The organism is Siminovitchia acidinfaciens (assembly GCF_003605385.1).
GTDB lineage: Bacteria > Bacillota > Bacilli > Bacillales > Bacillaceae_C > Siminovitchia > Siminovitchia acidinfaciens.
The window spans coordinates 108,516-125,935 of the sequence record NZ_QYTV02000010.1 but is presented as its reverse complement, the minus strand read 5'-3'; the positions used below and the strand labels follow the sequence as shown (position 1 = coordinate 125,935).

Here is a 17,420-nt window from a genome sequence, read left to right as displayed (position 1 = left end):
GGATTCAATTGAGGGGTGGCTTTTTTATGTGAAATTCGGACGAAGAATGTTTTTTTTGAAAATGAATAAAAGCTAATTGCCATTCTTAAGAAAGGAACCATAAATATGAAAGATGGAAGTATGGAACAGGATAAACTAGTGGAGGGCTTAAAAAGCCTTGGGATAAAGATTGAAATCATCCCAAAAAATGGGGTGGAAGTTAGTGAAGATGCTGTACTGCACTCGTCTTTTCATCATTTAGGAAAAGATTATACTGTCTCTCTATCATTGCCCGAGAATATGATTGATTCAATGGTGGAATGCAGCAGTAAGTATAAAGATCTTAAACTCGACATGGATGCAATTCTAGAGGTCATTCCGGAGTATATTTTTATTTGTGACAAAGAGGGAAAGGCGCTAAGGGTAAGTGCTTCCTGGAAAAATCTCTGGTGGCACGGAGGAAAGGATTTCTTTGAAAAAAGTGTTTTTGAAGTAGAAAGAGACCAGGTGATTTCCCCCTCCGCCTCCAGATTGGCGCTTGAACGGAATGAACAAGTTCAGATTGTCCAAGAGACGAACAGCGGCAGGACATTAATGGTGATCGGGACACCCATCCGTGATGAAAATGGCGAAGTCATCAAAGTGATAAGTGTTTCAAAGGACATTACTGAACTTGACCTGCTAAAGAAGCAGCTGGATAAAGAGCGGGGGAAAAATAAGAGGCTCTCGCTGCAGAATCCCGGAAAAGATGAGGTACCCTTGATTTATAATAGTGACGCCATGTCAAATGTATTGGTTACGGCTTTTAAAATCTCCAAGTTCGATTCAACCGTTTTATTATTAGGTGAGTCCGGAGTCGGAAAGGAAGTTGTCGCTAATCATATTCAAAAATGGAGCAAACGCTCCAGCCAACCATTTGTAAAGGTCAACTGCGGCTCCATCCCTGAGAATCTCTTGGAATCGGAATTGTTCGGCTATGAAGCAGGATCCTTCACAGGTGCTTCCAAAGAAGGAAAAGCCGGTTTATTTGAAATGGCGGATAAGGGGACCATTTTTTTAGATGAGATCGGTGATATGCCGTACAATCTTCAAGTCAGGCTGCTGCGTGTTCTGCAGGAAAGAGAAGTCACTCGTGTCGGGGGAGTGATGCCGAAAAAGGTGGACGTTAGGGTTATTGCGGCAACAAATAAAGACTTGGAGCGAGAGGTAAAAGAAAACAGGTTTCGTGAAGATTTATACTACCGCTTGAACGTGGTGCCGATTGCCATTCCGCCCTTACGGGAAAGGAAAGAGGACTTGCTTCCTTTGATTGTACATTTCACTGAACTGTTCAACCGGAACTTTTCCGATAAAAAGATCTTTTCTCCCGAAAGCATTGATATTCTCCAGCGCTATGACTGGCCTGGTAATATCAGGGAGCTTCAAAATATGATCGAGCGGATTATCTTGACTGCGGATTATGATTATATCGAACCGTCCAATTTGCCGGCAATTTTTCATACTCTTAAAGAGGACCCGGATGAAAGTCACGTACTGAAAAATGAACAAGCTGTTCAGGAATATAAGGAGGATACGAGCAGGGCCGATTCGCTTGTTATCCAAAATTATCGGAAAGTTGGCATGACACATGGTGAAATGGGGCTGTATTGCAATATCATCGTCAGCCAGCAGGAAAACAACGCGAGTCCGACCGTGGAAGATTTAGCGGAGACCCTCCAATGCAGCACCCGCCAAATTAGGAAATGGCTCCAGTCGCTAAAGGAAAAGGGGTTTCTGATTATCGAGCAGTCATTTAACCCAGATACAGGGACTGCGAAAAACCATTATAACTTCCAGCCGCTTCTTGAAATTTTATCGAAAATATAATGGGCAGTCTTTTTTGGAAATTGAAGCCCCTTATTTGAGGAACCTTAAGTTCACTAGTTGTGGAACTTAGGGTTCCTTTTTGTATAAAAGGTACCGTTGGTATCTCCCGTTGCATGTAAAAAAGCAGCAAGGATACGATATAGATAGTTGGCACAGAACTTGCAAATAATTTTTATAGAAGTAAAGATGACCCCATTTCTTAACCGAAATGAAATCGTCTTCAAAAATAGGAGGACTATAAGCAATAGTAGTCTGACTCATATTAAGAAATGTTGGAGGGAATTGTAGATGTGTGAATTCTGTTTAAAGCAAGCGCGTTCATTGAAGCCAAGCAAGAGTCCGTGGGGGCCGGAAGATGAAATCGGCAGATTGAATTTGATTACACCTGAATCCAGAGCAAAAGTTCTTGCTTCAATTGATATCACTCAGTCTTATGACTTATCCGTTGATTACTTTATGGGCATGCCATCCTGGTCAGCTGCAGGAGACCCGCCCTATCAAATTTGGATGACGCATACACCGACAGGAAATGTGAATGACGACCTAATGGGTGTATCCAAGGAAAGCAAAGAGCTGATCAGCTATTCAGGAGATGCCATCTCCATGTATACACACTGCGGAACTCATATTGATACATTCAACCACTTTGGATATCGCGGGGAAATTTGGAATGGCTTTAACGAGAAAGAGCATTTGGGCAGCAGACACTGGACAAAATGTGGACCGGAAAAGTATCCGATGATTGTAGCCCGTGCCGTCATGATTGACGTTGCAGCGGCAAAGGGCGTCGATATGCTTCCCGAATCATATGGAATTGGTGAGGAAGATTTGAAAGACGCTCTTAACAAGCAGGGAACGACTATACAAGAGGGAGACATTGTTATGGTCAGAACTGGCCGCATGACGGTTTGGCCTGATCGTGATAAATACTTGACCAACTCACCAGGGCTAAACATAGAGGGAGCGGAATTCCTGGCAGGCGAAGGAGCCATGATTATTGGTTCTGATAACATCGCGCTAGAGCAGAATCCTTCTCCAGAGCCTGACAACTATTTCCCTGTTCATACGTACCTCTTCTCTGAGGTGGGTATTCCGATTATTGAATTGCTGTGGCTTGAGGATCTTTCAAAAGCAGGAATCTATGAAATGGGTATTTTCGGTACAGTTATGCCTTTAGTTGGGGCAACAGGAGCTCCAATCCAGCCAATGGCATTCCCGATTAAAAAATAATGACTGCTGGCGCTGCATCTCCGACAGGTGCAGCGCTGATATATAGAAAAAATTAGTTAAATTCCAAGTATAAAAATCGAAATATTCCATTATTTTGGTGGGGTGGAGGGAAGAAAATGGCTAGTATCAGTCAAGATGTAAATAAGGAAGTGAAAGATGACTTTGCCTTGGAACCTGTTCCGGAAAGTAAAAAAACGCTAAGATACGGGTCTTTGGTCAATACCACTATTGGGGTAGCGACCGCCATGGTGTTCATGCAGCTAGGAAGTATCATGGCAATCAGCTTTGGATCAGTCAATGCAATAATTGCGTTGGTTTATGCAACCGTTGCAAGCTCACTGTTAAGTGTAGGCACATGTTATCTAGCTGGGAGATCTGGCATGAATGTCAATTTGATGGCAAGAGGCGGAGGCTTCGGCTATATCGGCGCTTCTTTGACATCCATCATTTATGCGCAAAACTTCATCATGTATTGTGCAATTGAAGGAGCAATCATGGCAGCGGCTGTATATGAATATTTGCCTATTGTTCCTATTGAAGCTTATATGATCTTTTTTGGACTGATTGTTATCCCTCTAAATTGGTTTGGAATCAAACAGCTGGATAAAATCCAGAAATGGACTCTTCCCATTTACATAGTCCTTTTAGTAGCTGCCATTTATTTGTGTTTTACAATGGCGCCCAAGTATTCAGGAAATCCATTCACCTTTTTGCCGGAAGGACAGGCTGTGGGCGGATTAGGCCTGTTGGCATGTATTGCCATCATGAATGGGTTGGTTGCGCATTTGGCGCTGGTTATCACTGATTATGCGAGATTTATTAAAAAAGATGAACTAAAGGCCGGCTCTGTTGCCTTGGGATCAGCCATACCTGTTTTAGGAATCTTAGTCGGCGGTGTCATCGGGATTTATTTTGGCGTCAGATTTATGGAAGGCAACCCTGGCATCTACTTCGTTAATATGCTTGGAATCGGGGGCGCTTTGTTTACGATCCTGACCCAACTAAGAATCAACGTAAATAATCTATACAGCGGCTCCATGTCATTGGCGAACTTCTTCGAAAACGTCTTCAAGTTCAAACCTGGCCGGAACTTTTGGGTGGCAACAGTGGCGATTGTCGCTATTATTCTTATGCTGCTCAACGTATTGGATTATTTGGATGTCATTTTAACCTTCCAGGGTGTCTTTGTATTTGCCTGGGTGTCTATCATTTTGGCGGACGCATTTATTGTGAAGAAGTTCATGAAAATAGGAACAGTGCATTATGAATACAGGCAGTCAAAATTGTACGCCTGGAATCCGACTGGTGTAATCTCAATTTTTGTTGCAAGTATGGTCGGAACGTTTGCTGTCTTCGGGTACTTCGGAGATTTTATCATGAATATCGCAGCCTTTTTATCCGGAGTGATAGCGGCGATTATGTATGTGGTTGCTGTTAAATTGACAAATGGCAAATTCTATCAGAAACAAACAGTCAACTTAGAAAACGAGTCATTGACAGAGGCTCAATAATTAAAGGAGAGATAAACCATGAGTTTGAAAGAGAAAGTAGCAGTGATCACAGGAGCGGGTTCCGGAATTGGAAAAGCGATTGCCCTTAAATTTGCAGAGCAGGGTGCCAAGGTAGTCATCGCTGAAATCAACGAAAAGAACGGTGCGGATACAGAAAAAGAGATCAAGGAGAAAGGTTTTACTGCTGAATTCATCAAAGCGGATGTATCTTCAAGCGACAGTGTCAAAAGCCTCATTTATCAGACAGTTGATACATATGGAACGGTTGATATTCTAGTGAACAATGCCGGCCTGGAGTACTTCACTACGATTGAAGAAACGACAGAAGAGCAGTGGGACCGCACGATGAACATTAATCTAAAAGGTGTTTTTCTGGGAACGAAATTTGTCCTGCCGATCATGAGGGAAAAAGGAAAAGGAAATATCATTAATATCGCTTCCGTAACGGGATTGTCAGCTTGGCCCGGATTAGGCATTTACTCGGCTTCCAAAGGAGGGGTAGTGCTATTGACCAAAGCTACCGCAGCGGAAAATGGCAAATATGGGATCCGGGTGAATAGCATCTGTCCTGGCATTATCCAAACACCATTATTCGAAGAGCAGTATATCGGTGCAACGGAAAATCCAGAGGCAGTACAGGAAGAACTTTTTAAGCAAAGCCCTTTAAAAACGTTCGGAGATCCGGCAGATATCGCGGATGCAGCGGTATATTTAGCAGGCAATCAGTCCCGATTTGTAACAGGACATTCTTTAGTTGTGGACGGGGGCTTAACTTCTTTTGTCGGAGAACTGATCTAAAGAACAAATCGTAAAAGAAAGGTGAGAATAATGAAATTAAAAGGCCAAAAAGCGTTGATCACCGGCGGCTCAACCGGAATTGGAAAAGGTATTGCCGAAGCGTACGCAGCAGAAGGTGCCAATTTAGTCATTAATTATTTGAACAATGATAAAGAAGCAGCGGTACTGAAAGAAGCGCTGGAAAAAGAGCATGGTGTCACCGTGGAAATCAAGGAAGCCGATGTAACAGATGAAACGCAGGTGGAGGAGCTGGTCAACTTCACTATTGAAAGACTGGGCCGAATTGACATTTTAGTCAACTCGGCAGGTATTTTGACACAGTATCCTTTCACTGAAATGCCAATCAGTGCATGGGACAAAATGGTCGCCATCAATTTAAGAGGGCCGTTCCTGATGATTCACTATACATTGCCGCATATGATTGAAAATAAGTTCGGCCGGATTATTAACATCGCTTCCCAACTGGCACAGATCGGCGGGAAAGAACTTGCTCATTATGCCGCCTCTAAAGCGGGCGTCATCGGTATGACAAAGTCCCTTGCCAGAGAGGTTGGAGTCCATGGAATTACCGTTAACTGCGTTGCTCCGGGACCGATTGAGACTGAAATGATCAGCCACCTCGATCCTGAATGGAAGAAAATGAAAGAAAGCGAACTGGCAATTCCAAGATTCGGCAAAGTGGAAGAAGTGGCTCCGTCAGCGGTATTCTTGGCGAGCCAGCCGGACGGTAACCTGTTTACCGGACAGACAATCGGTCCAAACTCAGGCGACGTCATGCTCTGATTGTGAAAAGGTTTAGTTTAGGAGATGCAAAAATTGAGTACAACCCAACAGCTTAGAAACAATGTGCTGGAGAATGATTTAATCAGCATTGCAGCAATGATAAAAGCGAAGGAGCTATCGCCAAAAGAGCTCATAAAAGAAACTATTCTTAATATAGAAAAGACCAACCCACAGATCAATGCCTACATCACTATTCTTGAAGAAGATATGCTGAAACAGGCGTACGCAGCCGAAGAGGAAATTATGAAAGGAAGCTATAGAGGCCTTCTTCATGGGATTCCCGTTGGCATCAAGGATTTGATTTTTACAAAAGGCGTCCGAACAACGATGGGATCCCGATTGTTCAAAGACTTTGTACCGGATAGGAATGCCGATGCAGTGAACCGTTTAATCGATGCCGGTGCCATTATTACCGGCAAACTAAACACACACGAATTGGCTTTCGGTACAACTGGCGATCAATCTTATTTCGGTGCGGTGAAAAATCCGTATGATCACGAAAAGATCACAGGCGGCTCCAGCAGCGGGTCAGCAGCAGCTGTTGCCGCACATATGTGCTTGGCTGCCATTGGTACGGATACTGGCGGTTCCATTAGGATTCCAGCGTCTTTTTGTAACGTGGTCGGTATGAAGCCGACATACGGCCGGGTTAGCAAGGAAGGCGTTCAGCCGCTGGCACCGTCGCTTGATCATGTGGGTCCTATTACAAAAAATGTGAAAGATAATATGCTGATTTTCAAGGCTTTGCTCGGAGAGGACTTGAATCAACCATTTGAACAACTTTTCGCAGGTTTGGATGGAAATCTTAAAGGAACGCGGATTGGGCTTCCAAAAGGCTTTTTTGTGGAATCTGCTGAAAATGAAATCCGGGGTAAGATCGTCCAAACTGCAGCAGCGTTTGAAAAGCTGGGTGCTGAAGTTACCGAGGTTAAAATGAATCATATGGAAGATCTACGAACGGCCCATCGTATCGTTTTGGTTTATGAAGCCTATCAGGTTTATAAGAGCAGGTTGGATGAAATGGAAGAGGGCGAAGTGAAGGAACGGCTTGAATCTGGAAGAAACATCAATCAGCAAGAATATCGCCAGGCAAAAGAGATGCAGGCAAAAGGAAAATTGATTTTCCAGGAAGCTTTGAAACAGGTGGATACATTGTTAACGCCTGTTACCCCAATTACCCAAAAGGATTTGTTCGCGAGAGAAATAACTTGTGATAATAAGAAAGTTCATATTTTCTCAGTACTGAATAAACTCACGGGGATTACAGATTTGACTGGTTCCCCTTCACTTTCGGTGCCGTGCGGGATGACGCGGACAGGCTTGCCAATCGGTTTTCAATTGATTGGAAGAGACAATGACGAAGAGACGCTATATCGAGTTGGTTATGCTTTTGAACAGACTATATAAAAAAGCCGTATGGCCACAGATTATAATACTGTGGTCATACGGCTTCTGCATTTTCGATAAAAATCAGGGAGTGACAACACTTACCTAAAATTAATCATAAGGACAGAGTAGGACCGAATATTTTACCTTGAAGGCATATTTAAGGGGCCGAAGATGTTCGGAAGAAGGGGGCTCTTTTGAAATGGGGAGGAGTCAATGGAATGGTTACCTTGATGCGATAGACGCTGCTTTAGACCAAGGGATGGCTGCCAAGGAAGTGGTTTGTTCCATTACGACTGGCTTTCGATTGATACCTTCGTTGCGGAATGCGCCGGGATTGAATCCGTATCATGCGACTGTGGCTGATATCGGCTACGGATTTGATGCGGTCAGAGGGACGATTGAACGGGTTCGCAAGGGTGAAATGATTTCTCTTGTAAAAGAAATGCTTGTTTTTGATCTGGATACATTGCGAATTAGTGAAATACAAATGGGTCCCAATTTTGAGTTGGTAGCAAAAGAAGCGACACCGGATACCTATTATTTAATTGAGCAAAGTCGGCTTTTAAACAAGCAGATTGCTCAAAAAATTAATGAGGCTAATCAGTTTGGAAAGGCCCTTTTGGGAACGGAGTGGAATGTCATCTTGAAACGCGTTCAAAACGTTCAAGCTATTCCACGCCTATAGGCTGATTACTTAAAGGGAGAGAAGGGAATGCCGCATCAATCTTCCGTTCAAATGAGTGAAGTGCAGAAAAAGCGCTTGTTGGAATGGTGGGAAGCGACCGAGAAAGGAACAGTAGTGGTGATGCGTTTAGTTTCGTATATAACGGAACTAAGATTGAATCCTGAATCAAGTCATGCGGATGGGATGATATTATTTTATCGCGCTGCTTCGGAAGTTTCCTATGGTTATGCTGGGATGAGGGGTTGTATCCGACGTAATTTTACACCTGAATATTCTGAGTTTCTCCGGCATAATATTGTCAGGTGCCATAGCTTTGCGCGGAAGTTTTCTGTTGATACAAAGGTTCTTCTGGAACGGGTCACTAAGCAAATCAGTGGGGCAGACGCGGTGCGGATTGTAGACAGAATTCGCGAAACACTTCGGGAAAATGACGAGATTCTAACAGAGATAGAGAACAAAGCGGATGCATTTTTTGGTAAGGAAACATTTCAAAACTTGCAAACCGACCTTAAGCAATCCATTACCTTGCCGCCTTCCAAGTAAAGCGTCTGGGCAAGGACGGTGTAAAAAACAGCTATAACCATGAAGTCTAAGACTTTTCAGGTTATAGCTGTTTTTTGATGCCTTACGGTTCTTTTTCAACAGAACTCGAGCAATGACACCTATTTGAAAGCAGGAATTTTCTTCAAAACGATACAAACTGGAATAGCGACCGCGATGCCGATGACACTTTGCAAGATGTCCCCAGGAATGGACGTCAAGGGTACAATCCAGTTGCCATAGATGATGCTTTCCCAAAGGTAATAGCCGGCAATCATTGGAGGAACCGAAAGGATGATTCCAAATAGGTTGTATGCAATGCTGTTTCCGTTGCGGCCTTTGGACCAAGCGATTTTTCCAACGATATAGCCCTGCAAAGCGCGGGTTAGAATAGTAATAGGGGCCCATAATGCCCAGCCGGACACCAGGTCAAACAACCCCATACCAACAGCCCCGGCGAATGCACCCTTTTTCGGCCCGAATACAATGGCTGAGATGAAAAGCATGGCTGAGCCAAGGTGAACGAGGCCGCCATTTATCGAAATAGGCAGTTTAATATTTAAGAGCATGGTGGCCACGAAGACGAGCGCCGTCAGCATGGACGTTATGATGAGATCAAAAGTTTTAGTTCTGGAACCTGAATACGTTGCTGTTCTTTCCATCATGAAGACCTTCTTTCTTTGCTATTTAATAGGTATTAAGTATAGTGTTCCATGTTTCTTTGTATTTACTGATAATTTAGCAAACCTGTGGTCTCTTTGAAAGTGCCACTTTTTAATAATTTGTAGGGGTCAGTTTTTAAAAAATGATGTATCCCTAGAGAATTTTTAGTCCTATTACAAAAACCGTTTCTATAACTAACAATCGGGATTTCTTGAATCTCTTTCAAATAAGGTAATGAAAAAAACTAGTTCTCTTGTTATAATGAAGTTGTTCTTAATAGGGAACGGAAAGGGTGTTGGTTGATGGAAATGAAGAGGAGATTTGCCAGTTGTTTATTAGCCGCGGTTATAGTCGTTTTTTTACCGCTGACAGCATTTGCAAAAGGTCCGGATAAAAAGGTAGTGGATTATGTTGCTCTGGGTGACTCTTTAGCAGCAGGAATGACCCCTACTGGTGGACTTGACTTGGGTTACGCTGATTATCTGGTCAGCCGTTTTGAACAGTCGCAGTATACTGTCGGTTATACGAACTTTGGAGTACCCGGATATACCTCAACACACCTGATGCAAGATGTACTTACAAGAGCAGATGTACAAGGGAAAATTACAGAGGCTGAATTCATTACGGTTGATATCGGCGCAAATGATTTACTGAAGGCTCTTAATACCCCGGATCAAATACCGGCTGTAATGGGAACTGTGGCAGTGAATTTACAAGCTGTTTTAAGCACTATCGACCAACTGAATCCCAAAGCCAAGGTTTATGTGATGGGCTATTATAATCCATTCCCACACTATCCCCAAGAACAACAGGATGCGCTGCTGCCATTGTTGGGCACTTTGAATCAGGTTATTGAATCAAGAGCCGCTGCGAATGGCGATACCTTTGTTCCTACAGAAAAAATAATAGCCAAACACTATGAAGTTTATCTTCCAAACCCATCCAACATCCATCTAAGTAAAGAAGGCTATCAACTGGTGGCGAAAGAGTTCTGGAAAAACATTGATAAAAGTAAGAATTAATAATAAGGAAACAAGAGTGGGCTGTAAAAAATGGCCTGCTCTTATATTTTTGGAATTTGAAGCACGAGAAAAGGGCTAGTATATAAACCAGCCCCATCTATGATCAATTTTTCGAAACAGCAGTTGCAGAATAGGTTTGTGTAGTAGGGTCGTAGTGTACTGTAACAGTGTAAACAAATTCGCTAATAGTGTAATCTTTTGATGAATTTTGGCCTTGTGTATTCGGTTTCCCGATATTACCGCCTTTTAAATCATCGTTACTTATGTTCTCTGTCGAACCATCAGAATAGACGATGGTATATGATGCTCTTACTCTAAATTGATTGTTATTGTGAGATACTAGGGTCAATTCCAGATCCCTTAACTCAACAGGAACCACTCCAACAACCGGAGCTTCCGGCGCTGTAACTTGATGGGTTTTTGTGATTGTGCCGAAACCATCAGAAAGAGTGTGTGAGACTGTGGTTTCTTCTCTTGGTGTTAAGCCGGATTTTGTTACTGATTCGGTACTGATATTTCCTTTACTATCCGTAATTAAAATGTTAAATGTGGCAGTATAGGTGCCGGTGTTTGAATCGAAATCCCAAGTCGGATCATCCGATGAAAAAGTAAAGTATTGAATGGCGGCAGGGACTGTAAGTTCTTTATCTAGAACTGCCACTGTATCATCTGTTCCGTTCACAGCCAATGTTTTCCCCGTAACTACAGGGTCACCCACTGACCAATTTTCAACTTCGTCATACGACAATGTGAATTGATTGCTTGAGCGGTCATACGCAACCCATTCTGTGTTTTCTGCAACTGTAGATGTTATATAAGGGACGTGAATTTTTTGGGTTGCCACGGGAGCGCTTGTATGGACGCTGCCAGCGGGCTTCCCATTGGCGTATATCGTATATGCTGAAATCTCCAGCTCTGCATCGCCTTGCATGGCGGAGACATCGACGGTTGCTTCATACCGCCATGTCTTATCTCCAATTTTGGTGACGACTGTGTTTGTTGATCCAGGAATTGCTACGACTAATTGGGGTCCATCAATGACAACTGTTCCGGTTAACTGTATCTCCTCTGCATATCTAGGTACAGTTACATCTTCAAAAGAAACGACGCCAGACTGAACATTTTGTTCGGTTCGGCCAGTTGGTTTCCCATCATTTTTTGGGGCGGCGCTTACTGCACTGCCTAGACAAAAGATTAGCGAACTGGCTGCAATAGTAGAAATAACCTTTTTTGATAACATTCACTTTTCCTCCTCTTAATTTTAAACAAGAGGGCCGGTTACACTACTCGCTCAACATAGTCCAAGTGTCCACATAAAGACTATGCGTCATAGCGTCCCTTAACTCCGGATCTGGTTTTCTTTCTCTATCAATAGATGTTCGTTTAAAAACGCGGCCGCATTCGTTATATAGAACACCTCATGAAATTATTATAATTTAGCTCTTAGGCAAATGGTACTGTTTCTCTTCGACAATATTAAGCAAAATTCCCAAAAGTGCAATAAGTGTGGGAAATGATGCGGAAAATGAATAAAAACGTAAGTTTTAAACTTATGTAAGGCTAATAATTTTAAATGGATGAAGCAGATGCTGACACAAATTGAGGGCAAGATTAGTCTGTCAGCTTCAAACTTAAGCGAGCGAATAGAAGATAATTTGACAGGAAATATTTTCAATTTTTACGGTATATTCCTTTTTCGGAAGGAGGGGCAAGGTGCCTGTTAATGGAGCTTTTCCCAGTTTAATTGTTGAAGAATAAGTAGAATCAACAACAGTGTTGTTATAAAGGGAGTGACCAAAACAGAACTCTTTTTTACTTTCAGCAAGCAGGATAAGGACTAGCTTTTTTTGAACTACACTTGACCGTCTGACCCTCAATCAGGCCCGCTTTCGACATAATTCGGGGAGCGTCAGGCACTAAAAAAGCACCAAAAAATCACTACCCAGCTGGTCGAGTGGATAGTGATTTTCAGAAAGGGGATCTATATAAAATAAGCTGAAGTACCAGGGAGTTGATTTTTTTCGACTCGGGGGAATTTTGATGGTCCTCAGCTTATGATACAGGGTTAATTTCGGACGAGATAATCGAATGCACCCAAGGCAGCGGTAGCACCTGATCCCATCGATATGATAATTTGCTTATAGGCACTGTCTGTACAGTCGCCCGCAGCAAATACACCAGGAATGCTCGTAGCACCTTGCTTGTCTACCACAATTTCACCCATTCTCGTGCGTTCAATTGTGTCACCTAACCAATCAGTATTTGGCACAAGGCCAATCTGTACAAACACACCTTGCAATTCTATATGATGTTCTTCTCCTGTTTCGCGGTCAACGTAGGTAATGCCATCTACTTTGTCAGTACCGGTAATTTCTTTTGTTTGCGCGTTTTTGATCACCGTTACATTCGGAAGGCTGTAAAGGCGCTCTTGCAATACAGAGTCAGCCTTCAGCTCCGGCGCAAATTCAAGAACAGTTACATGCTTCACAATACCTGCCAAATCAATCGCCGCTTCAATACCGGAGTTTCCGCCGCCAATGACGGCTATGTCTTTTCCTTCAAACAATGGTCCGTCACAGTGAGGGCAGTAGGCGACACCTTTGTTTTTGAACTCCGCTTCGCCTGGGACGCCGACATTGCGCCAGCGGGCACCTGTTGAAAGGACCACAGCTTTACTCTTGAGAACAGCACCGTTTTCAAGTTCAATCTCAATGAAGTCCTTCTTTTCCAAACGTTTCGCACGCTGTGAATTCATGATGTCAACGTCATATTGTTTGACATGTTCTTCGAGGCTTGCCGCAAGCTTGGAGCCTTCCGTCCGCGTCACACTAATAAAGTTCTCAATGCCGACGGTGTCCATCACCTGGCCGCCGAAGCGCTCAGCCACAACACCTGTCCGAATACCTTTACGTGCGGCATAGACAGCTGCACTGGCGCCCGCTGGACCGCCGCCAACAACGAGCACATCAAACGGCTCCTTGGCAGATAGTTCGGCGGGGTCAACTGTACTGCCCATTTTTGCAAGAATCTCTTCAAGTGTCATGCGGCCGCCGCCAAATTCTTCTCCGTTTAGATAAACAGTCGGTACAGCCATGATGCCTTTGCTTTCCACTTCTTCTTTAAAAGCGGCGCCGTCAATCATCGTATGCGTAATGCCGGGATTGAGAACGCTCATCACATTCAGTGCCTGTACAACATCAGGGCAGTTGTTGCAGCTCAGGCTCACATAAGTTTCAAAGTGGTATTCGCCTTCTAAGCTCTTCACTCGGTCAATCGCTTTCTGATCCACTTTTGGAGCTCGTCCGCTCACCTGAAGCAAAGCCAGAACGAGGGAAGTGAATTCGTGTCCAAGAGGGATACCGGCAAAAGCTACGCCGGTATCTTCTCCAATACGGTTGACACTGAAACTAGGTGTTCTGTCCAATGTTGTTTTCTCTACTTTTATTTTGGAAGACATGGCTGTCAGCTCGTCCATCAGAGCCAGCATGTCTTTTGATATATCATCGGTCCCTGCGCTGACTTTTAACAGTATATCGTTTTCCATCAATTGTAGATATTGTCTAAGTTGTTCCTTAATATCTGTATCCAGTATCATTTATTGCACTCCTTAAATTTTACCTACAAGGTCTAGGCTTGGCTTAAGTGTTTCAGAGCCTTCTTTCCATTTTGCCGGGCAGACTTCGCCAGGATTGTTGCGCACATATTGTGCCGCTTTAATTTTGTCAATTAGAGTACTTGCGTCACGTCCGATGCCTTCAGCATTGATTTCAACCGCTTGGATGACTCCGTCTGGATCGATGATGAATGTTCCGCGGTCTGCGCGGCCTTCCTCTTCAACAAACACTTCAAACATTTGAGAAAGTTTGTGGGCAGGATCACCAATCATTGCATAAGTGATTTTACCGATAGTTTCGGATGTATCGTGCCATGCTTTATGAGTAAAATGAGAATCTCTTGAAACAGAGAAAACTTCTACGCCGAGTTCTTGCAGTGCAGGATATTGATCTTGCAAATCTTCCAGTTCAGTTGGGCAAACAAAAGTGAAGTCTGCAGGATAGAAGCAAACAACGCTCCAATGACCTTTCAGATTTTCATCTGTTACCTCAATAAAATCACCGTTTTTGTAAGCCTGTGCTGTAAATGGTTCTACCTGTTTTCCAATAAGAGACATAATATAAGTTCCTCCTAAGATGTATTTTGATAGTTAGTGAGCTCTATATCACTAAACTATCTATAGTGATTACTTATTTACAATTATTATTATATAGGTGATATTATTATTTGTCAACAGTTAATTAGAATTATTTTAATTAGATGCTTATTATAATGTGGAATAGTATAGTGTGAATTGACTCATAGTTTGTTAATGATAGGTGCAGTAAATTTAAACAATTAAGAAATAATAAATAAGCGGCTATTAATGGATAAGATGCATTGTTTTAAGTTAAATGAGAATTGTTTATTGTAAATGAAAAAGTAAAACAATAAATTAAAAAGTAGATTGATGAATAATGTTGATATAATAAGGGAGTGTCTATGGCAGGGTAGATTCCCTTTTTTTATTTCGACAAAATTCGGGGAGTGACAGTTGGTCGACCCCAAAAAAGGAGTTGTACTTCCATGAACAAGAAGGATGTTGCGGACATTCGCAAACAATTCAAGTTGGATAATGATTTATTGAAGATCACCGATATTTTTAATGTCTATATAAGGAAGGAAAGCAGCGATATTTATCATCAGGAAAGCCAACCGTTTCAAATGATGGACCGAGAACAGCAGGAGTTATTCATTACCAACTTCAAAAAGGTGCTGACAGGTCAATTGGATGTGAAGTTGTTTGAGGTAAAGTTTCAGGAGCAGGCGGAAGATCATTCCCGTTTTATTCTTCATGAAGGTCTGCAATCTGATGATGTGGACGATTGGAAAGAGCAGATGCTTTTGATTGTTGAAAAAATGTTTAAGGATGTCCAGTATGAGAAGGATATGGTCGTCACGTTCATTCGCGGGGAATATTTTAAACCGACGAAAAGGAACAGTGAGGAAGCGGAAGTGAGTGATCGGGATGAAGTGTACACACATCCTTTTATCCTCTGCAGCATCAACAAGACGGAACAGCCGAAACGGTCGCTGGTTTTTGATTATATTGAGAAGGAATTCAAGTCTAGTGTAGTGGTCGATTCCATTATTAATCTTGCATCGCCGGTGGCAGGGTTTTTGTTTCCATGCTTTACGGACAATTCGGCTGACGTGAACCACGTCCTTTACTCGGCTGGTAAAGCGAATCAGCCGGATTACAACTTTATCGAGAATGTGTTGAACGGCGAAGAGATTATGACTGCCCAGGAAGACAAGGCTATTTTTGAGTTTGTTGTAAATGAAGTGGTGGGAGGTCAGGTGGATACTCATACGCTTGCCAATGTATATGAGGAAATCAATCGAATCATAGTGGATGAGGATGAAGAGGCAGAGGAAGAGACGCCCACATTGGATTATAAAGACGTTGAACGTGTCTTAAAGGTGAGCGGAGTGGAAGATGTCAATGCGGATAAGGTAGAAATGGCGTTTCAGAAAGTCGTTGATGACGAGAAGTATGAACTGAAAGCAAGCAGCGTTGTACCGAAATACACATCTAAATCTATCAAAATCGAAACGAAGGTCGCAAACATTTCTATTAGTCCAAAAGACTTGAAATATGTCAGACAGGTAAACATCGACGGCAAACGTTATTTATTAATAGAAGTTGATGAAGATACAATGATTGAAAGTTTTACATTGATTCCGGAGACATCGTTGAGTTGACAGATAAGACCTCTCTTCCTAAACCCTTGGTTACGGTAAAAACCGCAGCCAAGGGTTGTTTTTTGTGTTGGGCTAGTCACCAAAAAAGAAGCCGGCTTGGTGACTATGCCTTCATTCAAATCATTTCTTTTTGCCGCTCTAAGCGGTCAATTTTCGTTTCAACTTCCTATTTCCGCCTGAGAAATTTACGAAAGTGATGCTCAGAACAATCAAAATCAGTCCGGCAAGAAGTGTTAGGGTAAAGGGTTCGTTCAGAAAAACAGCTCCCGTCAACACCGCAATGAGCGGGACAAGAAAAGTAAAGGAGGCAATTTTACTAGCGTCTCCTGCGTTTATCAATCTAAAATAAAGTGTAAATGCAACAGTAACCCCAAACACGCCGCCGAATACTAACCCGATTAAATATGGAGTGTTCCAAACAATATCGCGCAAGTTCTCCGTTACGGCTCCCATAATTGTAAGAATCACTCCTCCAATGAGGAACTGTAAAGCCGCCATCCATAAAGCATCAGCCCGCTTGCTTTCCTTTTTTACATAAATGGTCCCCAGTGCCCAGCTTGTTGCTGCCAATAAGGCTACCATAACGCCTATGAGAGATATTTCACCTGTAAATCCATCCAGGCTGATAATCAAAATACCTAAAAAACCTACTATCATTCCGACCATTTTCAGGACGGACATTTGCTCGCCCAGCCAGAACCAAGCAAATAGGGCAATCAGAACGGGTTGAAAGAATACTAAAACAGAGAATAATCCACTTGGCAAAAAGATTAATCCCACTGTTTGAAAACCATAAAAGCAAATGGCATTTAATAAAGCTGCTATACAATATATCCTCCAGTTTTCATGCCAGTTAACTTTTTTCCATGTTGGCAGTAGAAAAGCAGCTAATAATACTCCTCCCATTAGTGCGCGCATGCCAGCAAATAAAAGGGGTGGAGTAAACGGCAGTGCAGCTTTATAGATAGGCCAGGAGATACCCCATATAAACACCAAACAACCAATGGCCAAAGCTGTCTTCAATTGAGTTTTCGACACACGCGGTCCTCCTTGTATGTATGTAGATAGAAAAAATTTCTTAGCTAGTTTTGGGTACATTAAGGTCTTAATTCATATAAAAGTGGAATCCTCCCACAATTCTTACTTCTTTGGCTA

General features: G+C 42.7%; 15 protein-coding genes and 1 riboswitch. Of the genes, 10 read left to right on the top strand and 5 right to left on the bottom strand.

The annotated features are described in order from the left end of the window. The first annotated feature begins 105 nt into the window (after positions 1-105). The 8 genes from D4T97_RS17530 (at position 106) to D4T97_RS17495 (ending at position 8,784) form a co-directional block, all read left to right on the top strand. A complete protein-coding gene (locus D4T97_RS17530; protein WP_126052071.1) occupies positions 106-1,845 on the top strand; it encodes a sigma 54-interacting transcriptional regulator in 1,740 nt (579 codons plus the stop codon). 288 nt (positions 1,846-2,133) lie between these two features. Next, entirely contained in the window at positions 2,134-3,075 is a 942-nt protein-coding gene (locus D4T97_RS17525; RefSeq protein WP_126052070.1) for a cyclase family protein, read from the top strand. A gap of 116 nt (positions 3,076-3,191) precedes the next feature. Beyond that, positions 3,192-4,586: a purine-cytosine permease family protein gene (locus tag D4T97_RS17520; protein ID WP_126052069.1), complete on the top strand. Its 1,395-nt coding sequence runs from the start codon at positions 3,192-3,194 to the stop codon at positions 4,584-4,586. An 18-nt stretch (positions 4,587-4,604) separates the two neighbouring features. Beyond that, positions 4,605-5,384 carry an SDR family NAD(P)-dependent oxidoreductase gene (locus D4T97_RS17515; protein ID WP_126052068.1) on the top strand — a complete coding sequence of 260 codons (780 nt, stop codon included), beginning with the start codon at positions 4,605-4,607 and terminating at the stop codon, positions 5,382-5,384. 30 nt (positions 5,385-5,414) lie between these two features. After that, the gene (locus D4T97_RS17510; RefSeq protein WP_126052067.1) at positions 5,415-6,167 is read left to right on the top strand and encodes an SDR family NAD(P)-dependent oxidoreductase; all 753 of its coding nucleotides are present in this window, start codon (positions 5,415-5,417) and stop codon (positions 6,165-6,167) included. Between the two features lie 33 nt (positions 6,168-6,200). Further along, the gene (locus tag D4T97_RS17505; RefSeq protein ID WP_164525626.1) at positions 6,201-7,574 is read left to right on the top strand and encodes an amidase; all 1,374 of its coding nucleotides are present in this window, start codon (positions 6,201-6,203) and stop codon (positions 7,572-7,574) included. A gap of 181 nt (positions 7,575-7,755) precedes the next feature. Continuing rightward, positions 7,756-8,241 carry a hypothetical protein gene (locus D4T97_RS17500; RefSeq protein WP_126052065.1) on the top strand — a complete coding sequence of 162 codons (486 nt, stop codon included), beginning with the start codon at positions 7,756-7,758 and terminating at the stop codon, positions 8,239-8,241. Positions 8,242-8,268: 27 nt separating this feature from the next. Further along, complete coding sequence (locus D4T97_RS17495; RefSeq protein ID WP_126052064.1) at positions 8,269-8,784, top strand: hypothetical protein; 516 nt, start codon at positions 8,269-8,271, stop codon at positions 8,782-8,784. A 119-nt stretch (positions 8,785-8,903) separates the two neighbouring features. Here the strand turns inward: D4T97_RS17495 and D4T97_RS17490 are convergent, their stop codons facing one another. Then, positions 8,904-9,443 carry an ECF transporter S component gene (locus D4T97_RS17490; protein ID WP_126052063.1) on the bottom strand — a complete coding sequence of 180 codons (540 nt, stop codon included), beginning with the start codon at positions 9,441-9,443 and terminating at the stop codon, positions 8,904-8,906. 303 nt (positions 9,444-9,746) lie between these two features. Here D4T97_RS17490 and D4T97_RS17485 point away from each other — a divergent pair, with 303 nt between their 5' ends. Further along, positions 9,747-10,466 (top strand): SGNH/GDSL hydrolase family protein, encoded by a 720-nt coding sequence (locus D4T97_RS17485; protein WP_126052062.1) that lies wholly within the window; start codon positions 9,747-9,749, stop codon positions 10,464-10,466. A gap of 103 nt (positions 10,467-10,569) precedes the next feature. Here the strand turns inward: D4T97_RS17485 and D4T97_RS17480 are convergent, their stop codons facing one another. From D4T97_RS17480 to ahpC, 3 genes are all read right to left on the bottom strand, one after another. Next, positions 10,570-11,706: a hypothetical protein gene (locus D4T97_RS17480; RefSeq protein ID WP_126052061.1), complete on the bottom strand. Its 1,137-nt coding sequence runs from the start codon at positions 11,704-11,706 to the stop codon at positions 10,570-10,572. 23 nt (positions 11,707-11,729) lie between these two features. After that, a riboswitch (cyclic di-GMP riboswitch) is annotated at positions 11,730-11,813 on the bottom strand. Between the two features lie 718 nt (positions 11,814-12,531). Next, complete coding sequence (ahpF, locus tag D4T97_RS17475; RefSeq protein ID WP_126052060.1) at positions 12,532-14,061, bottom strand: alkyl hydroperoxide reductase subunit F; 1,530 nt, start codon at positions 14,059-14,061, stop codon at positions 12,532-12,534. 12 nt (positions 14,062-14,073) lie between these two features. Next, positions 14,074-14,637, bottom strand: a complete 564-nt coding sequence (ahpC, locus tag D4T97_RS17470; RefSeq protein ID WP_126052059.1) for an alkyl hydroperoxide reductase subunit C — start codon at positions 14,635-14,637, stop codon at positions 14,074-14,076. Positions 14,638-15,086: 449 nt separating this feature from the next. Here ahpC and D4T97_RS17465 point away from each other — a divergent pair, with 449 nt between their 5' ends. Beyond that, positions 15,087-16,265, top strand: a complete 1,179-nt coding sequence (locus tag D4T97_RS17465; RefSeq protein WP_126052058.1) for a DUF4317 domain-containing protein — start codon at positions 15,087-15,089, stop codon at positions 16,263-16,265. A gap of 138 nt (positions 16,266-16,403) precedes the next feature. On the opposite strand, the gene D4T97_RS17460 is transcribed toward D4T97_RS17465, so the two are convergent. Further along, the gene (locus D4T97_RS17460; protein WP_235872298.1) at positions 16,404-17,303 is read right to left on the bottom strand and encodes a DMT family transporter; all 900 of its coding nucleotides are present in this window, start codon (positions 17,301-17,303) and stop codon (positions 16,404-16,406) included. Positions 17,304-17,420 lie beyond the last annotated feature (117 nt).